The sequence below is a fragment of the Microbulbifer sp. CnH-101-G genome, from assembly GCF_052466775.1.
The window spans coordinates 1,277,743-1,303,413 of record NZ_CP174292.1 but is presented as its reverse complement, the minus strand read 5'-3'; the positions used below and the strand labels follow the sequence as shown (position 1 = coordinate 1,303,413).

Below are 25,671 nucleotides of genomic sequence, written 5' to 3'. Positions count from 1 at the left end.
CGATTATCCCACTTTGTAACGGCTGAGCCTATGGCACATGGGGATCGTTATGGTGTCTACCGGGTCACCCCCACTTCTCACTGGCATTTTGCAAATACCCAAGGCGCCACATCCAGCTTTTTCCGATTGTGGCCCCTCCACCATATTCTTGCAGTGTGGGAAGCGAATGGCGGCGCTCAACTGCCCGCGGAAAAGATTCGCTAAGCTTTAATTGTCGATGCAACAAAACCGCAATAAGCATCCAACGGGCCGCGCCGCAGTCCGTAAATCTACAAGCAGAGGTGCCGTATAGATGAAACGCCAAAAACGCAATCACGCCGACAGGGCTTTCTATAAAGGATATTTGGCAGCCCTGAACAATAAGTCTATTGATAGCTGTCCCTTTGTCGAAAATGACCCACACCAGGAATGGGTTAACGGCTGGCGTGAAGGGCGGGAAGACTACTGGAATGGCTTTGACAGGACTACCAAGGCGCAAAAATTGGAAATTTATGGCGCCGTTTCTACCGATATCCAATACCCAGACGGCTGGAGCACCATTTAGTCAGCGGGAAGGTGCAGGCAAGCCTGCACCTTTCGTCAGCTCATCAGAAACAATAAGCGCCAAGCCATTGGCAAACCATCCTGATCGGCGAGCACACTTCACAGCCATTAGGCGGGATGGTCAATATCCAGCTTACTCACCAGTTGAACGGCGTCGCTCCATCGCAATGGCTTCCACTGCCTCACGCACTAATTGGGGCCCGCGGTAGATAAAACCGGTATAGATCTGAACAGCCGTTGCCCCAGCACGAATTTTTTCTGCGGCACTGTCGCCATCGAAGATACCGCCCACGCCGATAATCGGGAGCTGATTATCCAAAGCTTTTGACAACTGCGCAATCACCTCCGTAGAGCGTTGTTGTAAGGGCTTTCCACTGAGCCCACCCTCTTCACTGCCGTGGGGTAGATTGGCCACAGATGATTTATCGATCGTGGTGTTCGTGGCGATAACCCCATCGATGCTGTATTCGCACAGCGCCTCCGCAATCTGCGCTATGGCATCCCCTTCCATATCAGGAGCAATTTTCACCGCAACTGGCACATAGCGATCACTCTTTTGAGCCAGCTCCGCTTGCTTGTCCTTGATGCTACCCAGCAGCCTGTTGAGACTCTCACCAAATTGCAGGTCCCGCAGCCCCTTGGTATTCGGCGATGAAACATTCGCGGTGATGTAATCGGCGTAGGGATACACTTTTTCCATGCAGAGACGGTAATCATCAGCCGCCTTTTCCACCGGGGTATCGAAATTCTTGCCGACATTGATACCCAAAACACCCTTGTAACGGCGGTGTTTCACTCTATCGATCAAGTAATCAACCCCAAGGTTATTGAACCCCATACGGTTGATAATGGCACCCGCTTCCTCTACACGAAACAGTCGAGGAAGTGGGTTACCTGGCTGCGGGCGAGGAGTCACAGTACCCACCTCGACAAATCCAAAGCCAAGTGCACCCAGGCCATTAAATGCCTGGGCATTCTTATCCAGCCCCGCGGCCAGACCAACCGGATTCGGTAGGGTCAGCCCCATCAGCTCTACCGGGTCATGCGCCACTGATTGCTTGAAAAAAGACATCAAACCGAGGCGCTCAGCGGCACCTATTGCATCCAGAGAGAGGTGGTGGGCCCGCTCGGGATCGAGCGCAAACAGAGCTTTACGCAGAGTTGAATACATACCTTTCCTTACGTGGGGACTGGACCCGTTCGCCCGGAGCAAACGAACGGGAGTAGAGTTTCATTACCGCCCGTGATCTCTGAAAGTTGGAGAACCTCCAGTGATTTCACGGGCTTACACCGGCCTATTCCGCCAAGGTTTCGCGATCGGCCGTTGCGTGGGCGAGGTACATCAACTCGCGCAACGCTACTGTAAACATCGCAAAATCACCGACGGCAGCAGCCTTCAGCTCGGCAATCATATTGTGCCAACGCTGAATAGCTGGCGCCATAATAGCGCCCCAGCGAGACATTGCACTATCTACATCCAAATTCTCAGCACTGGCGAGACGCAGGATATGGACGGCCAGGGTAGCGAGCTGACTGTCCAGGTCATCCATACTGGTCTCGCGAGCCTGGGCCTGCCAGAAACTATCCACTGGCAGATCCACAATTAGGTTGCCAAACCAGTGCAAATTCAGCTCATCGGAGAGGCTGAAGTAGACTTTAGCCACTTCCTCCACCGGCCGGTCACTGGCATAGGCTGATTCAGAAATACCCAGAGCCGAGTAGAGATAGGTCGGCGACGCAGACAGCAGGGCGATCTCTTCCGGCAAACCAGCCTCTAGCAGTTTCTGGTAGCGCTGCTCCCACTCCCCCAATGGATCGCCACTGAGGACTTTGGGCAGAGCCTTGATCACTCTCTGCACCTGCGATTGGAACAGGGCACAATTCTGAGCTGGCTCCAAATCACTGCGGCGATTGCGCAGGAACCAGCGGGCTGCGCGGCGAACCCGGCCGATCATAGAGTTGAGCAGTTCGGTCTGCAGCTCTGCGGGCACTTTGTAATCCAGCTCGGCCAGTTGTTGCTGGAACTCCACCATCTTGTACACATCGCGGGCACTGATATAGGCTGCAGCGACATCGTTAACATCCGCTCCGGTAGCCGTGCTGATGCGGTTGTAAAAAGTAATCCCCATACTGTTGACCATTTCGTTGGCCACCTGAGTGGAAACGATCTGGCGCAACAGAGGATGCTCGTACACCTGCTCCTTGTAGCGCTCCACTAATGCTGCCGGGAAGGCGGATTCGGCCGCTTCGCGCACACGAGGGTTATCGGTAATCTCCGCCTCCTGTAGCTCCTCTTTCAGCTTCACTTTCACGTAGGAAATCAAAACGGAAAGTTCCGGCCGGGTCAGGGTCTGCCCCTTGTGTACCCGATCAGAAATCTGCTCATTATCGGGAATAAACTCAAGGGCCCTCTTTAATCGGCCATCTTCTTCCAGGGTATTAATTGTGCGGCGGTACTCATCGAGACGCTTGGAGACTTGGTACTCCGCCACGCTCAATGCACGGGTCTGGTCGTAGTTATTATGCAGCACCAGCTCGCTCACCGAATCGGTCATACCGTGCAGCAGCTGGTTACGCTGCTTCTCGGTGAGATCGCCATTCGCCACCACTTTATCGAGGAGAATCTTGATATTCACCTCATGGTCGGAACAGTCCACACCCGCTGCGTTATCGATAAAGTCTGTGTTACAACGGCCACCGTTAAGGGCATACTCAATTCGCCCACGCTGGGTCATACCCAGGTTGCCACCCTCACCAAAAACTTTAGCGCGCAACTCCGCGCCGTTAACGCGCAGGTGGTCGTTGGATTTGTCGCCCACTTCACTGTCGGTTTCCGTCCCGGCCTTAACATAAGTACCGATACCACCATTCCAAATCAAATCCACCGGCGCACGCAACAGGGCACTGATCAACTCATTGGGCGTCAGTCGGTCTTCCTTGATATCGAAGGCTTTCTTCATCTCCGCAGTGATACTGATCGCTTTCACTCTGCGTTCGAAGACACCGCCACCCTTTGATATTAAGGTGTGATCGTAATCCCTCCAGCTGGAACGAGGCAGCCCAAACAAACGCTTGCGTTCTTCGAAACTGCTTGCCGCATCGGGACTCGGATCGATAAAAATATGCATATGGTTGAATGCAGCTTTCAGCTGGATATGTTCAGACAACAGCATACCGTTACCAAACACATCTCCGCCCATATCGCCGATACCAATTACAGAGAAGTCCTCTTTCTGAACATCCACTCCCATCTCACGGAAGTGCCTCTGTACAGAAACCCAGGCTCCACGAGCGGTAATACCCATTTTCTTGTGGTCGTAACCCTGACTACCACCTGAGGCAAAGGCATCCCCCAGCCAAAAGCCGTAATCCGCGGCAATACCATTGGCGATATCGGAAAACGTCGCCGTTCCCTTGTCCGCAGCAACCACCAGGTAGGGATCGTCCTCATCCCGACGCACTACCTGCTCGGGCGCGACAATCTCACCGTTCTTCAGGTTGTCCGTGACATCCAGCAAGCCGCGGATAAAGGTTTTGTAGCAGGCGATACCCTCTTCCAGCATGGCCTCGCGGCTGCCATCTGCAGGGGGGCGGCGTACAACAAAACCGCCCTTGGCACCACTGGGGACAATCACCGCATTTTTTACCGCCTGGGCTTTTACCAAACCCAAGACCTCTGTGCGGAAGTCCTCCCGGCGATCCGACCAGCGCAGGCCACCGCGGGCTACCTTGCTACCACGCAGGTGTACACCTTCCACCCTTGGGGAGTAGACAAAAATTTCAAATTCCGGACGCGGCTCGGGAATACCGGGAATATCCCGAGGGCTGAACTTGATGGAGATATAGTCCTTGGGCTGACCATCGGCTCCGGTTTGGAAAAAGTTGGTTCTCAAGGTGGCGAGGATCAACTCAAGATAACGGCGCAATACCAGATCTTCGTTGAGGTTCTCAACGGCATCGAGACCATCGTGAATTTTGGCAATCAACCGTTCCACGCGGGTTTGCTCTTGCTTACCACTACTCAAACGTGGATCAAACAATGCGCGGAACAGAGCCACTAAATTGCGCGTGATTTCCACTTGGCTAGCCAAGGTTGCGGCAATATAGCTCTGGCTTGCACTGGACTTTGTCTGCTTGAGATAGCGCGCATAGGCGCGCAGCATAGAGACTTCGCGCCAGTTCAAGCGCGCAGCCAATACCAGGCGGTTAAAGGCATCGCTCTCAGCGGTATGGCTCCAGATTGCAGCAAACGCATCCTGGAAAAGGCCACGGGATGCCTGCGCATCGATTTTCGTTGGCAGACCAAATTCCAGGTGGAATTCATGCATCCAGACATCGGTGCTGCCGGAAGGGCGAATGGTATAAGGGAATTCTCCGATTACCCGCAGACCGAGGTTTTCCAATACGGGAATAACATCAGAGAGGGTCAGACCACTGCCCCAGTTAAATACCTTGAAGCGCAAACTGCCCTGAGCGGCTCCAGACGGCTGGTAAAAGCTCATCGCCACCCGGTTGTTTTCGTTGAGATCCTGGATCGCGGCCACATCCTGCACGGCGATGCGCGGCTCAAAATCCTCCCGATAACCTGCAGGGAAGGCGCGGCCAAAAATTCGGAAAAGTCGGTTACCCTCTTCCTCTCCGCTACTTTCAACTAAGGATCTTTGAAAAACATCTTCCCAGGAGCGGGTAATATCCACAATCTGCGCCTCCAGCAGCGCTACGTCTATATCGACAGGCTCATCGGGCGAGATGCGGAAAACAAAGTGCACGCGCGCGAGGATGGATTCAGAAAAATAGGTGGTGAAATCAGACTCTTTGGCCTTGATCGCCTTCGAGATATGAGCACAAATCAATTCGCGTACGCTACTGCTGAACTGGTCCCTTGGAACATACACAGTGGCTGTAACAAATTTTCCAAAAAGGTCTCTGCGCATAAACAGGCGAACATGGGCGCGCTCATTCAGGCTGAGTACCCCCATCACAACATCAAAGAGCTCCCGGGTGCTGCTCTGAAACAGTTCATCGCGGGGAAAGGTATCCAGAATACGGCGCAGCGCCTTACCATCGTGCCCATAACCAGAGAGACCACTGTACTCAATAATTGAGGCCATCTTGCGTCGAATAATAGGGATCTTGGCTGGACTCTCTGTGTAAACTGGTGAGGTATAGAGCCCCATAAAAGCGGACTCACCAATCACCTCGCCCTCGGCGTTATAGCGCTTGATCATGACATAATCTGAGTAGGCGCTGCGATGTACGCGGGATTTCACCGAGGACTTGGCAAAAGTCAGATAGTTGGGCCCCTGGTAAAAGCGCTGCTTGCCTTCACTAAAAGCCGTTTCGGGCATAGGCGCTGCTGCTTCTTCCAGCTTCTTGAAAATACCCAAGCGGCGATCTTCCACCTCACTGAGAATTTTCTTGTCGCCTACCTGACTGAACTCATACTCCCGGTAGCCGAGAAAGGTAAAGTTGCCGTCCCGCATCCACTGTAAAAACGCGCAGGCCTCAAGGAGATTGGTATCGTCCTCAGATACTCCGGCTTTCAGCTGCCCTTCCATACCGCCACAAGTCTCGAGCATGGGCGCGTAATCATCAACCACCAACTCCACATCGCCGAGAACATCTTTCAGGGCCGCAGTGAGCTCTGAGGCAAACTTCGCCGAAGTGTCATGGTTGACCTCAATATAAATGAGGGCCTCACTGACTAACTTCGCCCCCTTGGCAGGCTTGTGATCTTTAGCCGTAATATGTTCAAAAGTCAGGTTAGGAATTTCATCCCTGGGTGGCAGCAGGCGTTTTAATTTCCCACCAGCACTGCGCTCGAGTTGCAACACGGTACTCTTAATGGAATGGATAACCGTATTTTTCTGGTTGACCTCCATACGCACCGAGTCCACCAGGAAGGGCATATCCCGTACCAGTAGCCCTATTACCGTATGCGAGCATTCCCAGCCATCGTCTTCCAGGCGCGGATTGAAGATGCGCACCTTGGGCAGGCCATCAGAACGTTGCTGAATAAAGTTCCACCAGGTGTAGATACAACCGTAGATATCTACCAGACGTCGGCCCTGCAGGTCTTCCAGTGGATACTGGTGCAGAAACTGCTGCGCAAAAGCCACCACCGGCTCTGCATCAGATGACAACTTATCGCGAATCAGTTCACAAATCTGTGCCACTAACTCTTCACGGCTGTCGGTAATCACCGTCGCCATATTCACGGGGAACCTCCCAATCTCATTTTTGCCACATCGAATCCTATGACTGTAGATCCGAAAAGATCGTCATCTCATCCCTGAAGTGCTGCAGGGGCGAGTCCAAAAAATTAAACTTTCAATTAACCTTGTGAGTGGCACCAACGCCACCTTAAGAATGTCGCCTAAAAAGTGGGCGGGTGTTCGGTGGTTGCCTCTTCTACTGGTGCCGCTAAAATCAACAGGCCCCATCGCTTTGGCGGCGACTATATATAAAAGATGGTAGATAGCCACCCGGACTAATTGGGCGGGCACATTTACAGAAGAAGAGACGCTATGGAAGCAAACCGGAATATCAGAGATCACATCATCGCATTGGGCGACTGGCTGGAAGAGCAAATCATCGGCCAGGAGACGCTGGTTAATCGTATTCTGATCGCTCTGCTTGCCGATGGACACCTGCTCGTTGAGGGGGCTCCAGGCCTGGCCAAAACCAAGGCGATCAAAACACTGGGCGAAGCTATTGAGGGTGACTTCCATCGAGTTCAATTCACGCCAGACCTGCTGCCGGCCGATATTACCGGTACCGACATTTACCGGCCGGAAACCGGAGAGTTCCATTTTCAACCGGGACCAGTCTTTCACAACCTGATCCTGGCGGATGAGATAAACCGCGCGCCCGCCAAAGTGCAATCGGCACTGTTGGAGGCTATGGCCGAGCGGCAAATTAGTGTGGGTCGAAAAACCTATCCGCTGCCGCAATTATTTTTAGTGATGGCCACTCAAAACCCCATTGAGCAAGAGGGGACTTATCCTCTGCCTGAGGCTCAGTTGGATAGGTTCCTCATGCAGGTGAATCTTGCCTATCCCGATGCCGAGGCGGAAGCAAAAATCCTGCGCCTGGCCAGATCCGAGGCCACCCTTGGCGAAAATCGCCCTACCGAAATTATCAGCCAGGAAACCATTTTTCAGGCCCGTAACCAGATTCTGGGAATGCAGATGGTCGAGGCCGTGGAAACCTATACTGTCCAACTTGTCATTGCTACGCGCGAGCCGGCGAAGTATGACAGCGAGCTGGCATCATGGCTAGATTTTGGTGCAAGTCCAAGGGCAACAATTGCACTCGACCGCTGTGCCCGCGCACGCGCTTGGCTAGCAGGCCGCGATTTTGTGACCCCAGATGATGTCATGGATGTGGCCCCGGATATTTTACGCCATCGCCTGCTACTCAGTTTTGAAGCCGAAGCCGCTGGCATTACTACAGACCAGGTTATTCAACGCCTGCTTCAACAGGTGCCGGCTATCTGATGCACACCGCAACACCGCCATCAGAACTGGACCTGCGCGGCGCCTATCCGGAAGTCAACTCACTGGTGCAAATGCGCTATGTTGCGCGCCAGTTACAGCTCTTTAAACCTCGCCTGGTGCGCAGCGACCAGGCTGGTAACCTCCTTACTCGCTACCGTGGGCGCGGGATGAATTTCGAAGAAGTACGGGATTACCAAGCCGGCGATGACGTGCGCTCAATCGACTGGCGTGTAACTGCGCGCACTGGTACAACCCATACCAAGTTGTATCAGGAGGAGCGGGAGAGGCCCATTGTTATTCTGCTCGATTTGCGCTCACCGATGTTTTTCGGCAGCCACCGCGCTTTCAAGTCTGTCGCAGCGAGCGGCATCGCCGCCGCACTGGGCTGGGCTGGGCTGCAACACAGCGACCGCATCGGTGCCCTGCTCTTTTCCGATAACGACATAGACACTGTGCGCCCTAAGCGCAGCCATCACGCCGTATTAGCGATGATTCACAGCGCAGTGGACAGGGCATCCAAATTACAGAGCCCTATCGCTGAGAATGGCAGTCAATCCATGCAGACTCTGCTGGAGGAGGCCCGCCGTATCGCCCGCCCCGGCAGTGCACTTTTTCTTATTAGTGATTGCCATGACCTGAATCAGCAATGCTCCCAGTCTTTGTATTTGCTGTCGAGGCACGCGGATTTACAGGTACTGCGAATAACCGATCCACTGGAACAGCATTTGCCCGATCAGTCCCTGACAATTTCGGATGGCCGACAACGCACATTTTTAAACGCAGGCAACCGCCCCCTGCGTGAGCATTTTGCAGAAAAGCAGGCCCAGGCCCGCGCCGATGTTGAACAATTATGCCGGCGACATCGACTTCCGCTGTTGGATTTTGACAATACAAAGCCCCTTGTCGGGGAATTAATGTCTTTTTACGGTTCACGCCAGCAAAACGGTTGGCATAAAAATAAAAGGCAGTAACCGTGAGCGATAGGGAACACACTGAGTTTTCACCTGGTAGGTTTTATTTAACTGGAGCGATTGGCGCCACCAACCCAATAACTTCAGTGGAGGGGCAACCATGCTGAGAAAACAGCAGCAACTGCAACCCCCCTCACCCGAGGCCCAAGATTTACTGGCCCAACTACACGACATTCAGGAACCGGCTCCTGTAAGCTGGTGGCCACCCGCGCCTGGCTGGTGGCTACTCGCTTTATTGATACTTCTCTCTTTGCTTGGAATTACCCTGTGGATCAGACATCGGCGCAAGCAGGCCGAGCGCAACCGCTACAAAATTGAGGCCGTTGCTTTATTAAATGCGGTGGATGTAAGCCGGCCTGAAGCGACTGGGGAGATCAACGAAATTCTGAAACGCGTTGCTGTAACCACTTTTAGCAGAGCGCACTGTGGCAATCTCATCGGTAGCGCATGGTTGGGCTTTTTAGAGAACAGCGCCTCCCTGAAATGTCCTGACGAGGCACGGGAGGCCTTGCTCGAACAACTTTATCGCGGCTCTTCCAAGCCCGAGAACAGTGAGGCTTTTCGCCAATATGCTATTCAGTGGGTCCTGCAGCACCAATTAACGGCGCAAGACTCCGAGCCACAAGTGAGTAAGGAGCATGCCGGTGTTTGAGTTTGCCTGGCCATGGGTTTTCCTACTGGTTCCTTTGCCACTGCTCGCGCGGTGGCTACTGCCCCGCTCAAAGCCTTTAAGCAGCGCCTTGAAAGTACCCTTCTACTCTGAACTCTCTCAGCGCGGCGGTGGAGAGCAAAGCAACTACCTCAATTTAATGTTGCTCGCCCTGATTTGGTTACTGCTGATCTGTGCCGCCGCGAGGCCTCGCTGGTATGGAGAACCAATTTCCCAAGCCAGTAGCGCAAGGGATCTATTGGTTGCGGTAGATATATCCGGCAGCATGGAGACTCCCGACATGCTTCTGGGCGGGCGCCCAGCGATGCGTATTAATGCAGTCAAACAGGTGGTAGGGGACTTTGTAGAGCGGCGCCAGGGCGATCGCCTGGGCCTGGTACTCTTCGGCACCCGGGCCTATCTTCAGGCGCCACTGACCTACGACCGGGAAACTGTAGGGACCCTATTGCGCGAAGCCCAAATCGGATTCGCCGGCCAGGGTACCGCCATAGGGGATGCTATCGGCCTATCTGTTAAGCGCCTGACCCAGCGTCCAGCCGAACAGCGCGTGCTAATTCTGCTTACCGACGGCGCCAATACTGCCGGCGAAGTGTCCCCACTAAAGGCCGCCGAGCTGGCACAGCAAGCAGGCATCACCGTCTACACCATCGGTGTGGGTGCTGAAGAGATGGTTCAACCGGGTTTATTGGGCAGCCGCTATGGCAGCCGAAGAATTAACCCCTCCAGGGATCTCGACAGCAAAACCCTGCAGGCAATTGCCGATATAACTGGCGGCCGCTATTTCCGCGCCCATAATCCCCAGGAACTGGCAGAAATCTATTCGGAATTGGATGAGCTGGAACCTGTGGAACAGGAAGCAGAAAGCTACCGCCCACTGAAGTCCCTATTTGTATGGCCACTTGGAGTAGCCCTACTCCTATCTGTCATCTGGGCAGTGGCCCCTCTCACCACTAATTTCAGATATTCCGGCAACGGCAATAAACAAGCTACTACCAACGGAGGCCAGGCACAGTGAGCACACCTGAGCTACTCCAATCGTTTCATTTTCTCCGCCCCTACTGGCTATGGCTATTAATCCCCGCAGCACTCATTTGCTGGGGCCTCGGCAAAATCGTTCTGAACAATGCCCAACTGCAAAAGGTGATTGATGCAGATTTGTTACCGCACCTGTTAATGCGCGGCGGCGCCAAGCGCCCCTGGTTATTCGGGCTAATCTTTGCATTACTCGCCACCATGATTATCGCTATGGCGGGGCCCTCTTGGAGAAAGCTGCCCACTCCGGTCTACAGCAACCAGGACGCCTTGGTGATTTTACTGGACCTGTCTCCCTCCATGATGGCGACAGATCTCTCTCCCAATCGTCTCACCCGCGCCAGGTTAAAAATTCTGGATATTCTTCGTGAGCGCAAAGACGGACTGACCGCACTGGTCGCCTATGCCGGCGAAGCCCATGTGGTCACACCACTAACAGAAGATACCGCCACCATCGCCAACTTGGTACCGGCATTATCGCCTGCGATTATGCCGGTACCCGGCAGCAACATTGAAATGGCTGTACAGACCGGTATTCGCCTGCTCAAGGATGGCTCTGCTGGGCGCGGGCAACTGCTCGCAGTCACTGACGGCATTGAGCCTGCGGCCGCAGATATCGTCGCCAAATCCCTGGCCGAGGCTGGAGTTGAGCTCAACATTCTCGCAGTCGGCAGTGGCGAGGGGAGCCCAATCCCCCGTGGCAATAGTGGCGGCTTCGTCACAGATAGTAATGGCGCAATTGTGATTTCCAATTTTGACCCACGGGAACTGCGCAAACTGGCTAGAGACAGCGGCGGCCGTTACGCCAAGATTACCGTCAACGACGCCGACATAGAGCACCTGCTTCCGCAAAGCGAAACCCCCGAGCAAGCCGAGCTGACCGAGCGAGAATTTGACCAATGGCGCGACGAAGGTCCCCTATTGATCCTCCTTCTCTTACCGTTTGCCGCCTTTCTGTTTCGTCGTGGCGCTCTCGCCTGCACCCTACCCCTCGCCCTAACCTTGGGACTGCCGAGTGAAAGCCAGGCTTTAGAGTGGAAGGATCTTTGGCAACGCAAAGATCAGCAGGGTCAGGAATTACTCAATAAAGGGGAGTCCGCCGAAGCCGCAGAGACTTTTCGCAACCCAGAATGGCGCGGCACGGCAAATTATCGCGCCGGTGATTATGCTGCTGCCCAGCAGGACTTTGCCCAGTCAAATGATGCCCAGGGCCTATACAACCTGGGTAACAGCCTAGTGCAGCAGGGCGACTATGAGCGCGCCATTAAGGCCTATGACCAGGCTCTGGCTCAAGCACCTCAATTCGCCGATGCACAACACAACCGAGAAATTGCCGAGAAACTCAAGGAACTTCAAGAGCGCCAGCAACAACAAAATCAACAGCAATCCGGTGATCAACAAGAACAACAAGACAAGCAGGATCAGCAACAGGAGCAGCAGGCCGGCAACCAACAGCAAAATCAACAGGATCAGCAGCAGGAGAACCAGCAACCCTCCTCCGGCGAACCCCAGCCCTCCGAGCAACAATCCGGCCAGGAGCAGGATCAATCAGCCCAACAGCAGCCTGCAGATGCTGAGCAACAGCAAAATGAACAGGAGCAGCAGTATCAGCAAGCCCAACAGGGCGAAAAAGAGCAAAAAGAACAGCAAGGGGAGTCCCAACCAGCTGGAGCCGAGGAGCGCCAATTGGACCCAGAAACCCAGCAAGCCCTGGACCAATGGCTTCGCCAAATTCCCGATGACCCCGCCGGCTTAATGCGGGAAAAATTCAAATACGAAAGCCTGCAGAGGCGGCGAGCCTATCGCAGTGGCGAGTGGGAACCCCCTGAAAACGGCGCTACCCAAAGGTGGTAGATAGATACCCACAATGCAAAACATGATCTCTGTTTTTAGATGTGACCAAACTTCAGGAAGGCTTATGGATAGCTTTTTTAAGGACCATAAATTATCTCGTCCACTAGATCTTTCAGGACTTCACTGCCTGCTATTTTTACTGGCTCTCTTTTGCCTGCCCGCCAGCGGCTGGGCCAGTGATCTCAATGCCAGTGTGGATCGCAATAAAATTGGTATCGATGAAACCCTGAATTTGCGCGTGCGCTACTCCGGTGATGAGAATGGCGGCCAGCCCGACTTCGAATTACTGGAGCAGGATTTTGACATCCTCTCTCGTCAACAGTCCAACCAGTACCGGGTCATCAATGGTCGTGCAGAGAGCTTTGTCGAATGGACGCTCACGCTGGCACCAAAGCGGGAAGGAGAGTTATTTATTCCTTCATTGCACTATAAAGGGCAAGTTTCAGATGCAATCCCCATAAAAGTCAGCGAGGCCGGCAGTGCCCCCAATGGCGCTGATCGCAAGGCTTTTCTGGAGATCGAATTAGATAAAGACAAGGTCTACGTACAAGAGCAGCTACTAGTTAAAGTACGCCTGTACACAACTATCGGCCTGCACGATATCGCCACCGAGCCATTACAGGTGGCCGGTGCCCATGTAGAAAAGGTTGATGAGCAACGCTATGAGCGCAAGCTCGATGGCGTAAGTCACGCCGTATACGAACTGACTTATGCCATCTTTCCCGATAGCTCTGGCCAGCTCTCTATTCCCGCATTGACTTATGTCGCCGTTGCCGGGCGAAGAGACCCCTTCTCGCTGTTCAATCGCAACAGCCAAAGGCTGCGCCTGCGCTCCCAGGCAAAAACCATCGAGGTTCTTCCCAAGCCTGATAGCTACAGCGGTGCCCACTGGCTGCCTGCCGCAAGCCTGGGAATCGTGCAAAGCTGGAGCCAAGACCCGGATACCTTTACCGTAGGCGAGCCTATTACTCGGATTCTTACCATACGGGCTGAAGGCCTGCGCGCGGCCCAACTACCACCTCTCCCCAAGTTGGACATCGAAGGCCTTAAAACCTACCCCGACCAACCACAACAGGAAGATCAGGTAGGCCCTAATGGCGTCACCGGCAGCCGCATAGAGACCACCGCAATCGTCGCCACCCAGCCCGGCAATTATCAGCTACCCGCGGTCACACTCACTTGGTGGGATACAAAAAGCCAAAAACAGCGCGCCACCCAACTTCCCGCTTTCCGCTTTAAGGTCAGCGGCACTGCTGCAGCCGCACCACAAACGCAAGAACCGGGAAATCTGCCCACCCTTGTACCCGGCACTAAAACCCTGGAGGAACAGGATCATTTCTGGCGCAACCTGGCTATCGCCGCCCTTGCCTCCCATCTACTGTGGGTTTTCTACTTCTACCGGTATCGCCAACAGCGTCCAAAGAAACCTGCAATTGAGGCAACGTCAGCAAAGAAGATGCACCAAGAGGCGAGATTAAAGAAAGCGATTGATAGTGAAGACCCCAGACACATTCAACAAGCCTTACTCGACTGGCTACAGCAACGCTGGCCCCATGTAAGCGGAAATAACTTAACTGAGATTGCACACCAGCTTGGCTTTGAGGAGCTGAAAGAAATTCAGTCGCTGCTCAGTGCCGCCATCTATCAAGAACCTGTAAAGTCGTTAAATGTAGTGAAGATAAAAGTTCTGATTGATAGGTTGATGAGCCGAGACAGAGGCATAGAAGAAGCTTCGGAGGTGGGAGAGTTACCGAAACTGTTTACCTGATGCTTACTTGATGTGCACTAGCTCAGATTTGACGAGGCAGTTACTCATTTTTTGCTACTATCCTACCTATTGGGTCAGACCTGAGCTACCAAATTTATACACCCTAACAAACTGGCATGGCCATACTCCCCATAGAAAAGCGGACCCAAAAAGTCTATTCTGCTTTCCTATATGGATATATGGCCAATTTCGTAATTGTTTCGTTAAGACAATCTCAATTAACGGCCTCAGCCCACTGCCGTTATCGGGCCCGATTCAAAGCTGACTCAATCACTGAAAGAGTCTCGGCTGCCGCTTTATCCCAAGAGAACTCCCCAGCCCTTCTCAGTGCGTAGAATTGCAATTCTGAAACTCTTTCAAGGTCTTGAGTCAAAACTGCAAGTGCATGGGCAATTTCTGCTGTCGAATCAGGGTTGACCGTAACTGCCGCATCCCCGGCAACTTCAGCCATAGCCCCTCGGTTTGCTGTCAATACCGGTGTTCCCTGGCTATAAGCTTCGACAATTGGCAGACCAAATCCCTCGTAGAGCGAAGGAATCAGTAATGCTCTCGCCTCCCGGTAGAGCTTAGGCAATTGGTCATCAGTTATATAGCCAAGAATCTCAACACTCCCCTCTAAATTCAATTCCTGGACTTTTCCCTTCAATTCCGGCATACCCCAGCCCTTACCACCACAAATTTTCAGAGGGAGTGGATCAATAACTCTTTTTCGATATAAGGAATATGCTTCGAGCAAGCGCTTGAGATTCTTACGAGGCTCAACTGTACCCACAAAAAGAAAATACTCGCCTGGAGGGCCAGGCACTTCAGAAACCTCTAAAAAAGGGGCCTCATAAATAGTGACAACCTTTTCAGCACAGGTAGGAAATGACTGCCTCAATTCATTTGCCGTTGCTTCTGAAACAGCAATAACTGAATCAGCCGACTTAACGCCCTGAGGCATCAGCAGCCTCTCAAGCTGTAGGCCCAAACGCGACATAGTCTTAGGGAAACGCTGCCATACCAAGTCGTGTATTGTTAACACCTTCGATACCGACCGCCCAATGCAAAGAGGCAGATGATGGCGTGGAGACCAAAACAGATCTACTTCATCCTTCCAGGCCCACAGGGGAAAAGCCGTCTGCGCAAAGAAAGTACTGAGACTTCCCTTTTGAATATTTGCCGATCGTACTGTCACATTAGGAAGCGACTCAAAATCAACCAGCAGAGGTTGGTGGCTGTAAAGGTACCAATGATGTTCGCTACTCAGCATTCGCTCCAAAACTGCACGGGTATAACGACCGATACCTGTAGTGGGAATCGAAAGTGGCCGAGCATCCACTGCTATTTTGGCCATTAATCTACCAGCCCCCTCTCCATGAGAACCTCTCGGTAGAGTTGATGATGAGCTTCAGCCATTTTGTCAGCAGTAAATAACCTCTCGTAACGACAACGACCAGCGCGCCCCATTTCCTCTGCCTTCACAGAATCGGACCATAAATTTTCCATTGCCTCTCGAAGTGCAATAGGGTCGGCTGGGCGCACAACATAGCCCGTTTCTCCATCTTGGTTGACAAAACTGGTTCCGGTGCCAATTTCGCAGGAAATGAGGGGTTTACTATTCATCAATCCCTCAATCAGGGTTACGCCGAAAGCCTCCGAACGTAAATGAGAGGGGAAAACTACTGCTCGGCATAATTCCATCAGCGCAACCTTCTCTTCATCGCTGACAAAACCGGCAAAATGTACGTTGGTTGCCCCCAGTTGAGCAGCCAAAGATTTCAAACGACTGGCCTCAGGCCCATTGCCAGCTATAACAACACGATAAGGTTGATTTGCAGCGGCTCGAACCAAGTACTCGAGCCCTTTATAATACCTGAGGACACCCACAAACAGCATAAAGCCCCGGCCAAATTGCATCTCGAGGCCTTCCATTGTCTTATCCGAAGGTTCAGGATACCCATGCTCGGATACCCCAAGGGGAATCACCTTCACTTTATCCCTGTAAGCGGCAAGAACAGGACTGCTTTCCAGATAGTTATGTGAAGTCGCTATAATGCGATCCGCACGGGCCAGGAACCTATGCATGAGAGGTCGATAGAGGGCACCTAACAACCTCTGCCTAACGATATCTGAATGATAAGTCACGATCAATGGGCGTGACCGACCGGCCAGAAAATATGACAAGTCACCGAATGGCCACGGAAAATGAAAATGCAATAGCTTTGCTTTAGTTTGATACAAAGCCCCCAATAAACCTGGACCTATGCAACATGAAGCGATCGAGAACCAACGCTTCTTTGCAATTACGGGCAAATGATCATTCAACTTCAGACTGCGGGGGGAATCAGCCAGAGTGAGAACACCACACTTTTCTGTTTTTCGTGCGATTTCTAAAATTACCTGCTCAACCCCTCCTTGTGACTCAGGATAAAAGGTTCGATAACAGTGGAGAACTTCAAGCTCAGAATTCAAAGGAGACTCACTTAACGGAAGGGGTACGGGCCTGCCGATAACCTATTGTTTTATAACACATTAAGGTATAATAACCGCCCCAGTAACCCCGGTGTCAATGTGAGAATATTATTCTGTACCATGCAATTCGGGCCCGGGTATAACCAGGGAACCGAAAAATACATTCGCAACCTCGCTCAAGATCTAAGTAAGCGCGGTTGTGATGTCATAGTTGCGGGCGGCGATCCTGAAGGGATACTAACCGATTCCACACTTATTGACGAAGACGGAATTCGCCTAATAAAGCTCCCAACTTTTGGTTGGGGAACCACCGAGGGTGATTCGATTGAAAATTATCAGGCTTTACTTTCTGGGCTGAAACCCGATGTCGTCCATATGGTTAATCCAGCCCATATAGGCATTAATTTACTGGAAGCAGCCCAGAACCTAAACATTCCTTACTTCATCTCAATCACTGACTTCTGGTGGCTCTGCCCCAAGCATACATTGACTCTTAGATCCGGCGATTTTTGCTCAGGATTTGCTGACTATGAAACCTGCTTCCGCTGCATTGCAGAAACACACCCTAACAAGTTAGTAAAAACCGTCTCTCAGCTTCCAGTTACCAGAAATTATATTGCTAAAATTTTACACTTAAAGAACACCACATTCGCAACAGCGCCAGAAAGCAAGAACCGTAAGCAAATCCTGGCCTCAGCTCTAAATAAAGCAAGAAAGGTAATTTGCCTCTCAAAAACAAGCCTGAGACGGATAAAAGAGTACTACTCACTCATTAATTGCCACTATATTCCTGCAGGCCTTTCAGATACTTGGTTTGAAACAGTACCTCACCGACAGACGAACACTCCCCCCTTCGTAGTTGGGTTTCTTGGCGCTATTGCACCACACAAAGGCCTCCATACCCTTACCCATGCATTAAATGACCTTGGTGATTCAAAAGTCAAACTTAAAGTCGCAGGAAGAATATCCGATCACAGATATGCCAAACAGTGCCTAAGCTCCTATAAAATTACTGAATATACCGGTGAGCTTAGCGAATCACAGAGCAAAGAATTTCTAGACTCTTTAGACTTGCTAGTAATACCCAGCAACTCACCAGAAAATCAACCCCAAGTGCTGCTTGAAGCTGCCGCGAGGAAAAAGCCTGTTCTAGCCTCTAATACTCCAGGTTGTGCCGAGCTACTTTCCCCAACCTCCGTTTTCCCTGTTAATGATGCGAACAAATTGAAAGAGTTGCTATATATAGCAAGAAAAGACATATCGAAAATAGGTTGCCCCACTTTGGGGTTATCCTCCAAAGCAGTTTCTGACAAAATTTTATCCGAATACCAAAAAGTGTTTTAACCCCGTGATTTTTCTACAAAAACATCATAGAGACATCGTCTTCTACAAGGCGCTATGTAATTTACGATCTGAAGCCTCCAAAACCTATTTGAGCTTCCTCTGGTGGATCATAGAACCCATTTTTTCGATGGCGATCTATTACTTTATATTTGCCGTTGTATTTCAAAGAGGAACAGATGACTTTGTCCCCTTTCTTCTAGTGGGACTGGTAGTTTGGCAGTGGTTTGCCCAATGCGTCAGCCACTGCTCAGCTGCTATTACCCAAAATCATGCACTAATCAGCCAAGTCAATTTCCCCAAAGTAGTACTCCCATCTATTAATATCGTCATGGACACCTTCAAGTTCAGTATTGTGTTTATACTACTGCTAATTGGGTTATGGATAATGGGGTATCCACCCACATGGAGCTACATCTACCTTCCATTAATCCTTGCAATACAGTTCCTCCTGAACTATGCCTGCGGCCTGATCGCTAGTGCGCTCATTCCATTTGTACCAGATCTCTCTAACCTGATTCCCCATTTACTACGACTCGGCATGTATGGCTCAGGCATCCTCTATACCGTCAGCTCGTTACCACAAAACGCTCAAGATATTCTCGCTTACAATCCAATGATCTGGATCATTGAGAGCTACCGCGACATATTGATGTATAACCAAATACCTAACGTATCTAGTCTGGCAATTTACACCTGTGCAGTTATATCGCTTTATGCCTTAGCTAGATTAATAATGAAAAAGCTAAATCCCGTATTCGCAAGAGCACTGATGCAACGATGAGTGAAAGCAAGAAGGCAGCCATTAGCCTGAAGAATGTACGGGTGACCTATCGCTCAGGCATCCCCTTTACCCGAGCAACCAGTGTTTACAGCCCACTGAAAGATATTAGTTTTGAGCTTTATGAGGGGGATTCGCTTGGAGTTCTTGGTCGCAACGGTGCAGGGAAAAGCACTCTACTTCGTCTGCTGAACGGTATCATCAAGCCTGATGGAGGGAAGGTGACCAACCACGGACATAGAACGGCGCTACTCTCTTTAACTGTCGGCTATGATCAAAATCTTTCTGGTCGCCAAAATGCGGTTATTAGCGGTATGATGATGGGTCTAGAAAAGGCTTATATTGTCAGCAAGCTTGATGAAATCAATGAATTTGCCGAGCTTAGAGAATTTTTTGACCAGCCGGTTAAAAACTACTCTACCGGTATGAAGCAGCGTCTCGGAATGGCCGTTGCGATTCATTTAAAAACTGACGTCTTATTAATTGATGAAATTCTAGCTGTGGGAGATTCAAAGTTTAGGAAAAAGTCAGAAGCAGTAATGAGGGAAAAAATTACCTCAGGAGACACTGTGGTTCTGGTTTCTCACTCTGCAGAAACTGTTAAGCGGCTTTGCAATAAGGCCGTATGGATTGAAAATGGTGTTGTGGCCCAATACGGGGATAGCAAAGATGTAGTAACCTGCTATGAAGAGTCACAGAAATAATGCGCGTTCTTATATACGAGCCAATGCCAGATATTCAGCGCGCAGATACAATCTGCGCAGTCGCACGTAAAGAGTCCGAACTTGGAAATGATATTTTATTATTAGTTGAAGAAGAGGTGCAGCTTCTTACCAGGAACCACATAAGTCAACCTCACAGCGTAAACTGCACAAACATAATAAAAGCAAAGATTGCAACAAGCGAATTTAACTTTACCGCCCTACCTAGAAATAAAGCTCTAGCAAAGCAATTTTCAGCAAACCCTCAAAAAGCGCTTAATGATATAAAACACTATCGATCACACTGCTTTCAAAAGGTGATAGAGAGCTTTAAACCAGAAAAGATAATAATCTGGAATGGCCTACCCCATTATCAACAAGATTTTATAGATCTTGCTCGCAGAATAAATCCAAATCAAAAATTTTCCTTCATGGAAGCTGGCTGGTTTCCGCAATCGGGAACTTACTATGAAGATCCCCTCGGAGTAAATGCACAAAGCTCGATCTCTATCACAAAGCCAAGAAGCATTAGCTCGGAAGAGCGGCAAAATATAAAACAGTGGAAACTGAAATACAGGGGGAAATTTGAGGATAATAATATATCTGATAATGGGTATGTATTTATCCCTCTCCAATTAGAGACGGACACAAACATTACAAAATTCTCTCCATTTCGCACCATGAAAAGCTTTCTTGAGTGGGCAGAATCACACGTGGACTCCAATATAGATGTTATTGCACGTCAGCACCCTCTTGATCACAGAGCCACTGCAAACCTCCTCCCTAGAAACAGTCGAATAAAACTGGACAATAAAACTCCATTACACCAGTTGATAGCAAAATCCAATTGCATTATAGGAATTAATAGTACAGTCTTATTGGAATCGTTGATATACGAGAAGCCCATTTATGCAATAGGTCACGGAGTTTTTTCGGGTAGCGATGCCATTTACAAAATGAACCTACAGGAAATAGTGCCCACCCATCATGAACACTCTATTGAAAAACAGGAAGAACTTCTGCAACTCCTCCTCAATAAACAAAATAAACTCTCCATATCTAAAAATTTTTATTTAAAAAGCTTAATATCGCTTACTAAAAATTATAGGTATTCAGGTTATTCGCTATTAGGTATTGTTTCTTCTATTTTTAAGATAATACTAAAAAGCAAACTAAACAAGATCTTACTCAAAAGGTGATTTTCACTTTCCAAGCATAAGCATAAGATTTATCCTAGATTGCCAACATAAGTGGCACACGCTTACCCACCAGAAACTCCAGTAGGCTAAAGCAATTTAACACCTTCCTTGGTCGAGCATTTATGCGAAAACCTGCATCATTAATACGGCTTTTGGGCACCTTGCCAATTTCCACGCCCTTCGGGAAGAAGCATTTCAATATTTTCGTTCAGTCCACGCCCCCAGGAGCGGTATGGCTTCGCAAAATATACTTTACACAATAACTTCTACACGATCGACGGAGGACCCACTAACTCACTGCCATTATCGAATGGTTATGATTTTACAGATGGCTTGATACGGCTTCAAAATCTGCTTGATTGCCCAGCTCACTACTTTCTTGCTCTTATTTGGGGCTCTGAGAGCGAATAAAAATTTGGGAGCCTGTTCGACCAGTGTAACTAGACAACCATCTTGACTATAAACCGTATCACTCTCCCTGTGAACGATCTCAGGGTTTTCATTAACAATCGCTGGTCTTTGATCAATATCTTTGTGCTCTGGGATAAGCTTTATGTCTGCCTCTGAACTTACCCTTTACGATAAGGTTTACCCTTACTTGGTAGACTCGGCACCCAGTTAAATCGACTGATCCAGCGATAAATCGGTGAACAGCTAACCACTTTTACACACCACCCGAGCCGTATTCACCCAGCGATTTATTCAGGGCTTGCGATTTAGCTGACGGTCAATTTATGCCTGCATGGCAAAGCCGGGCTTGGCGTGCTTAAGAGCTCCGTACAACTGCTGCAACACCTGATAGGTAACACTCTCAGTACAGCAAGGGCTGCAACAATAAAGCTCGCGTGAGATACTTGGCTTGACTCTTGGTAGTAGCTAACTAGCCTAAAGCCAGCTGGCGACCTTTGCTTTCGCAAAATATGCTGGACATTATGGGAATCCCGGAAGAGCCCTTTTTTATCAAAATAAAAAATCACTTCAAATATCTATATTAATATCCTTTAGGGGATTAATTGCTGGGCACCAAACCCACAAGAAATCAACGCTATCACTGAAAAGGCAGTCCTAGCGTATGCTTTCCATGAGCCGGCTAAGACATTAGAGTAATAACGATATGGTTTAGAAACTTCTGATAGAGCTATTTCCCGGCAACTTAGCCACCAAAATAACTTTATGGTTGCTTTCACACCCTTGCTGCAAAGATATATAAATGAATTATCACAAACTGAACTCGACCTGACAAAGCACCTTCTGAAAATTGGTTATTGTCAGGTCAAGCTAGGCCTAACTCAACCTATAACTCGAAGTTGTGAACCACAGAAGAGTTACTTTTATTCTATCTCCTTCTATTTATCAAAAAAACACTCAATTATTAACCATTCGTAACTTTTGACTCACCCTTCCACAGATGATTACTATATCTCTAAATAACTGGTAGGGATTTTCTGCCAATTTAAGAAAATTTCTTTTTAAAAAAATTGGTTCTAGCTCATATTTATAAGTTCGAATTGGGGTTTTATGAGACCTAGGTAAAGGCCTGCATCCGACAAAAATTTTATCGAGCAGCTTGAAAACATCTGCATCACTTCTAATTAAGTGCTCACATAAGCAGTAATTCATAAAAGCAATATATTTATTGAATTCAGTCAATGTCAATTCACTTTCAAAGCTACCGCTCAATAGATCGCCCAACATTGCTGGCATTTCTATATCATAAGTAAACCCCTTATTGGAATAAAAAGCCCCACCTATGGTGATAGGCTTCTTCCCTAAAAAGCAAGCCTCCAAGCCCGATTGAGAACAAAGAGTGATTGTAGTGATGGAGTTAGAAATCAGCTGTGAAAGATTGCTATTCTCTGTTAGAAATACTCTTTCCGCCTTCTTAGGATCTAGCTCTTTCAAATACTCGCTCAACGCTTCAAGCGTCGTTGCTGACCGGCTCTCCGTCTTATTTCTCTCCCATGGGTGTACCTTAACGACAAGATTAAAATCCGTTTTTTCAACCACTTCTTTAATAACTTTTTTGTACAACTCCACACTTGACACAAGCTCTCTACTTGAATCAATAAGGGAGTAGTCATTTACCACCTGACAGGTTAGCAACAAATAGCTATCAAAAGGAGGGGGAGACTTTTCTTTCGGTTGTTTTACATTTTTATTATAAACACCCACTGAGGAAAGGTAATCACAAGTCTTTGGCCACCTATCCTGATCGACCTCAGGACAAAAGGCAACAGACACAAACCTCAAATCCGAATTATTTGCAATTGGCTCGTACTTATTCTCCAGGTAAAAATGCCTCCCCGTAAAGAATCCTTCAGCCAAAAGCGGCTCAACTGAATTAAACCTACACAAATAAAGTAACGCCTTAGCTGCAATAGAAGAACCAGAAAATATTATTGCATATTTAAAAGAATTTTCTGACAGTTCTTCACTCCAGGCATCCAGCCAAAACAGTGCCGCTCGATAAGCCGCAAGCAAATCCTCCAAATGCCTGGAAGAGAAATAATCGAAGGCCTCTCTCCCACTTCTAAAATTGAAATTACTTAACCCTCTATAAATAAGACAACTCAACAGTTCAGCACGAACTATTTCAAATACCGATACTCCGCAATATTTAAATTCAAACAGTTCCTCAAAACCATTTTTTTCCTGCAAAAATCCAGCATATTTGATTAACTTTTCTGATGAAGTGTATACATCTAAAGTACAGTTACGCAATTCATCATGCCTAACATAACTCTTATATCGAATATTCTTTGATTCTAAGAATTTAAATAAACTTAAAAAATTTTTTTTGTGTATATGAACCTTATCGGAAATAAGAATTTCTGGCCTCATTTCTGTGCAATCCTCAAGTACAGTCTCTCATATTGACTAACTATATCCTGCCAATCAGGCACATCCGTAAAATTAATAGTCTTCCCCTCTTCAGTAAAGTAACTATTGATTTGGGAAGCCATCTCATCAAAATCTTCCTTTAGGAAAAAACCGTTCAACCTCTTCTCTGCATCAATAAGATCAACAGCCATCCCCACCCGGGTAGAAAAAATCGGCGTATGAGCATAGATAGCTTCTGGCAGATTTGCAGGCCCCCCCTCAAAATTAGAGAGCATTAATAGCCCGTCCAACTCAGCATAAATTTGCGGCATCAGACAATAAGGAAGATATGAATAACATAAAACCTCAAAGCCCTGAGCTTGCAAAAGCTGGGCATCTTTTAAACGACCAGCCCCTACAAGTACAAAACTATATAATTCTGGGGACAATCGTTTAGCCAGCTCATACAGTCGGTATTCTCCTTTAACCATCCTCCCATAACGCTTCGATATAACACCAAGAGTGTATTTTCTCTCCGAACCTAGTCGCTTCTCATTCCTTATGACACGATCAAATAAAGATTTATTTACACCGTGTGGAATAACTACCGCCTTGGAAATACCATATTCTTTATTCAATATATTCTTCTGCTGGGAATTTAAGCAGACCACAAATGAACATTTTCTATACGCCTGGATAAAACTATTTGCATCCAACCATGAGTCTTCATCCTTCAAATCATGATGAACAGTACATATTGAATTTTCCGGAATATTTTCTGCTAGATTTGGTCTATGGAAGTGGTATACATCAGCATTTGAGTCTGGCTCGATAGTGACAATATGTCTAAAACCATCTGACTTTAAAGTATCAAAATACCCCAATATTGCGTCAAATATAGCGCTATGCATGTCACTTGACATGACATGGTTAACTGTAATTTTTTTCTCCATTAACTTTACTCTACGCACAAAGCCCTAACCAATTATAAGTAATATTTATTTCCTGAAAAAAATTGCGTGAGTTGCAGGAGTGTAAAATACTTACTGAATACCTCGTCATACTTGGCCAATTACCTCTTTATAAAGCCCAATCGCTAGCTAAGCCATCCTAACTTAGATCTGCATGTTTCATAAAAATTATGATCAATAGGGTGAATTAGGGTAAGGCGATGGGGTTTTTTGTGTATTCGTATTACATCATTAGGTCTAGTTATTATTTGATCATACCCATCACACGTCACATGTGGATTCGCAGCATTATGCTCACCGACAATAATTTTAAACTCACTACTACCTTCAACAACAATTGGTCGGCTGCTGAGAGTATGTGGATTTAGTGGCACCACAACAATAGCATCCAATTTAGGATGCATAATCGGACCACCTCCTGAAAGTGCATAAGCGGTGGAACCTGTAGGCGTAGAAATAATTAAGCCATCAGAACGCTGGGTATAAACAAATTGCCCATCAATATAAAGATCAAATTCGATCATCCTAATAAATTCACCGGGATGAAGTACGACATCGTTCAACGCTGAACCTTTTCCTATCGGCTTACCATTACGAGCCACAGACATATCCAGCAGGAAGCGGCTCTCGGCCATATATTTACCGGCCAGCACTTCGCCTACTTTTCGCTCAACCTCATCCGGGGTGATATCAGTTAGGAAGCCTAGGCGACCACGATTAATGCCAAGCAAGGGCACGCTGAATTTGGCCAAGGCACGGGCGGCAGCGAGTAGGCTACCATCACCACCGACGACAATGACTAAATCACAGAGCTCACCTAGCTTTTCTTTTGAAGAAACCCGCGCGTTGGGGGCGGACACTGCCGCAGCGGTCTCTTTCTCCAGTACGATGGTATAACCTTCCCGCTCGAGAAATACCATAAGGCGTTTGAGCGAAAGCACAGCACTATCACTTTCAGTGCGGCCGATCAGGCCGATATTTTGAAATTCCGACACCGCTCCCTCTCAGGTGCCCGAACCAGGGCCTTGCGATTGATGCTTTGCCCGTCAGACGCCTAATTTCGTTTT

18 protein-coding genes are annotated in these 25,671 nt (G+C 48.9%); 11 read left to right on the top strand and 7 right to left on the bottom strand.

What is annotated here, in order from left to right; translation table 11 throughout:
• Positions 1 to 292: 292 nt before the first annotated feature.
• Positions 293 to 544 (top strand): ribosome modulation factor, encoded by a 252-nt coding sequence (gene rmf, locus ACJJID_RS05885; RefSeq protein ID WP_152453232.1) that lies wholly within the window; start codon positions 293 to 295, stop codon positions 542 to 544.
• Positions 545 to 676: 132 nt separating this feature from the next.
• On the opposite strand, the gene ACJJID_RS05880 is transcribed toward rmf, so the two are convergent.
• Positions 677 to 1,714: a quinone-dependent dihydroorotate dehydrogenase gene (locus ACJJID_RS05880; RefSeq protein WP_444921886.1), complete on the bottom strand. Its 1,038-nt coding sequence runs from the start codon at positions 1,712 to 1,714 to the stop codon at positions 677 to 679.
• Between the two features lie 124 nt (positions 1,715 to 1,838).
• Entirely contained in the window at positions 1,839 to 6,755 is a 4,917-nt protein-coding gene (locus tag ACJJID_RS05875; RefSeq protein WP_444922612.1) for an NAD-glutamate dehydrogenase, read from the bottom strand.
• Between the two features lie 315 nt (positions 6,756 to 7,070).
• On the opposite strand from ACJJID_RS05875, the gene ACJJID_RS05870 reads away from it, so the two are divergent.
• The 6 genes from ACJJID_RS05870 to ACJJID_RS05845 all read left to right on the top strand — a co-directional run bounded on the left by ACJJID_RS05870 (position 7,071) and on the right by ACJJID_RS05845 (position 14,337).
• Entirely contained in the window at positions 7,071 to 8,042 is a 972-nt protein-coding gene (locus ACJJID_RS05870; RefSeq protein ID WP_444921885.1) for an AAA family ATPase, read from the top strand.
• Positions 8,042 to 9,013: a DUF58 domain-containing protein gene (locus tag ACJJID_RS05865; protein ID WP_444921884.1), complete on the top strand. Its 972-nt coding sequence runs from the start codon at positions 8,042 to 8,044 to the stop codon at positions 9,011 to 9,013. Before ACJJID_RS05870 ends, ACJJID_RS05865 begins: the two co-directional genes overlap by 1 nt.
• Positions 9,014 to 9,113: 100 nt before the next feature.
• The gene (locus tag ACJJID_RS05860; RefSeq protein WP_444921883.1) at positions 9,114 to 9,665 is read left to right on the top strand and encodes a DUF4381 domain-containing protein; all 552 of its coding nucleotides are present in this window, start codon (positions 9,114 to 9,116) and stop codon (positions 9,663 to 9,665) included.
• Positions 9,658 to 10,698: a vWA domain-containing protein gene (locus tag ACJJID_RS05855; RefSeq protein WP_444921882.1), complete on the top strand. Its 1,041-nt coding sequence runs from the start codon at positions 9,658 to 9,660 to the stop codon at positions 10,696 to 10,698. Before ACJJID_RS05860 ends, ACJJID_RS05855 begins: the two co-directional genes overlap by 8 nt.
• Positions 10,695 to 12,569 (top strand): VWA domain-containing protein, encoded by a 1,875-nt coding sequence (locus ACJJID_RS05850; protein WP_444921881.1) that lies wholly within the window; start codon positions 10,695 to 10,697, stop codon positions 12,567 to 12,569. Before ACJJID_RS05855 ends, ACJJID_RS05850 begins: the two co-directional genes overlap by 4 nt.
• Before the next feature lie 64 nt (positions 12,570 to 12,633).
• Positions 12,634 to 14,337, top strand: a complete 1,704-nt coding sequence (locus ACJJID_RS05845) for a BatD family protein (RefSeq protein ID WP_444921880.1) — start codon at positions 12,634 to 12,636, stop codon at positions 14,335 to 14,337.
• 241 nt (positions 14,338 to 14,578) lie between these two features.
• Here the strand turns inward: ACJJID_RS05845 and ACJJID_RS05840 are convergent, their stop codons facing one another.
• Both ACJJID_RS05840 and ACJJID_RS05835 read right to left on the bottom strand, forming a co-directional pair.
• Complete coding sequence (locus tag ACJJID_RS05840) at positions 14,579 to 15,673, bottom strand: glycosyltransferase family 4 protein (RefSeq protein WP_444921879.1); 1,095 nt, start codon at positions 15,671 to 15,673, stop codon at positions 14,579 to 14,581.
• Entirely contained in the window at positions 15,673 to 16,791 is a 1,119-nt protein-coding gene (locus ACJJID_RS05835; protein ID WP_444921878.1) for a glycosyltransferase, read from the bottom strand. Before ACJJID_RS05835 ends, ACJJID_RS05840 begins: the two co-directional genes overlap by 1 nt.
• 99 nt (positions 16,792 to 16,890) lie before the next feature.
• Between ACJJID_RS05835 and ACJJID_RS05830 the strand changes: the two genes are divergently transcribed.
• From ACJJID_RS05830 to ACJJID_RS05815, 4 genes are read left to right on the top strand one after another with little or no spacing between them, the layout of a single operon-like run.
• Positions 16,891 to 18,135, top strand: coding sequence for a glycosyltransferase (locus tag ACJJID_RS05830; RefSeq protein WP_444921877.1), 1,245 nt, complete (start codon positions 16,891 to 16,893; stop codon positions 18,133 to 18,135).
• A 4-nt stretch (positions 18,136 to 18,139) separates the two neighbouring features.
• Complete coding sequence (locus ACJJID_RS05825; RefSeq protein ID WP_444921876.1) at positions 18,140 to 18,916, top strand: ABC transporter permease; 777 nt, start codon at positions 18,140 to 18,142, stop codon at positions 18,914 to 18,916.
• Complete coding sequence (locus ACJJID_RS05820; RefSeq protein WP_444921875.1) at positions 18,913 to 19,617, top strand: ABC transporter ATP-binding protein; 705 nt, start codon at positions 18,913 to 18,915, stop codon at positions 19,615 to 19,617. The genes ACJJID_RS05825 and ACJJID_RS05820 overlap by 4 nt, the downstream gene beginning before the upstream one ends.
• Complete coding sequence (locus tag ACJJID_RS05815; RefSeq protein ID WP_444921874.1) at positions 19,617 to 20,813, top strand: capsular polysaccharide export protein, LipB/KpsS family; 1,197 nt, start codon at positions 19,617 to 19,619, stop codon at positions 20,811 to 20,813. The genes ACJJID_RS05820 and ACJJID_RS05815 overlap by 1 nt, the downstream gene beginning before the upstream one ends.
• A 1,365-nt stretch (positions 20,814 to 22,178) precedes the next feature.
• Here the strand turns inward: ACJJID_RS05815 and ACJJID_RS05810 are convergent.
• From ACJJID_RS05810 to ACJJID_RS05800, 3 genes are all read right to left on the bottom strand, one after another.
• Entirely contained in the window at positions 22,179 to 23,654 is a 1,476-nt protein-coding gene (locus ACJJID_RS05810) for a capsular polysaccharide export protein, LipB/KpsS family (RefSeq protein ID WP_444921873.1), read from the bottom strand.
• On the bottom strand, positions 23,651 to 24,586 hold the full coding sequence (locus ACJJID_RS05805) for a glycosyltransferase (RefSeq protein WP_444921872.1): 936 nt from the start codon (positions 24,584 to 24,586) through the stop codon (positions 23,651 to 23,653). The genes ACJJID_RS05810 and ACJJID_RS05805 overlap by 4 nt, the downstream gene beginning before the upstream one ends.
• Positions 24,587 to 24,729: 143 nt before the next feature.
• On the bottom strand, positions 24,730 to 25,599 hold the full coding sequence (locus ACJJID_RS05800; RefSeq protein WP_444921871.1) for an NAD(+) kinase: 870 nt from the start codon (positions 25,597 to 25,599) through the stop codon (positions 24,730 to 24,732).
• Positions 25,600 to 25,671: the final 72 nt, after the last annotated feature.

Bases quoted from the DNA above. Each gene is read 5' to 3' on its own strand.
- ACJJID_RS05875 (WP_444922612.1), bottom strand. From the start codon at position 6,755: ATGGCGACGGTGATTACCGACAGCCGTGAAGAGTTAGTGGCACAGATT.
- ACJJID_RS05840 (WP_444921879.1), bottom strand. From the start codon at position 15,673: ATGGCCAAAATAGCAGTGGATGCTCGGCCACTTTCGATTCCCACTACA.
- ACJJID_RS05810 (WP_444921873.1), bottom strand. From the start codon at position 23,654: ATGAGGCCAGAAATTCTTATTTCCGATAAGGTTCATATACACAAAAAA.
- ACJJID_RS05845 (WP_444921880.1), top strand. From the start codon at position 12,634: ATGGATAGCTTTTTTAAGGACCATAAATTATCTCGTCCACTAGATCTT.
- ACJJID_RS05880 (WP_444921886.1), bottom strand. From the start codon at position 1,714: ATGTATTCAACTCTGCGTAAAGCTCTGTTTGCGCTCGATCCCGAGCGG.
- ACJJID_RS05860 (WP_444921883.1), top strand. From the start codon at position 9,114: ATGCTGAGAAAACAGCAGCAACTGCAACCCCCCTCACCCGAGGCCCAA.
- ACJJID_RS05805 (WP_444921872.1), bottom strand. From the start codon at position 24,586: ATGGAGAAAAAAATTACAGTTAACCATGTCATGTCAAGTGACATGCAT.
- ACJJID_RS05865 (WP_444921884.1), top strand. From the start codon at position 8,042: ATGCACACCGCAACACCGCCATCAGAACTGGACCTGCGCGGCGCCTAT.
- ACJJID_RS05870 (WP_444921885.1), top strand. From the start codon at position 7,071: ATGGAAGCAAACCGGAATATCAGAGATCACATCATCGCATTGGGCGAC.
- ACJJID_RS05820 (WP_444921875.1), top strand. From the start codon at position 18,913: ATGAGTGAAAGCAAGAAGGCAGCCATTAGCCTGAAGAATGTACGGGTG.
- ACJJID_RS05815 (WP_444921874.1), top strand. From the start codon at position 19,617: ATGCGCGTTCTTATATACGAGCCAATGCCAGATATTCAGCGCGCAGAT.
- rmf (WP_152453232.1), top strand. From the start codon at position 293: ATGAAACGCCAAAAACGCAATCACGCCGACAGGGCTTTCTATAAAGGA.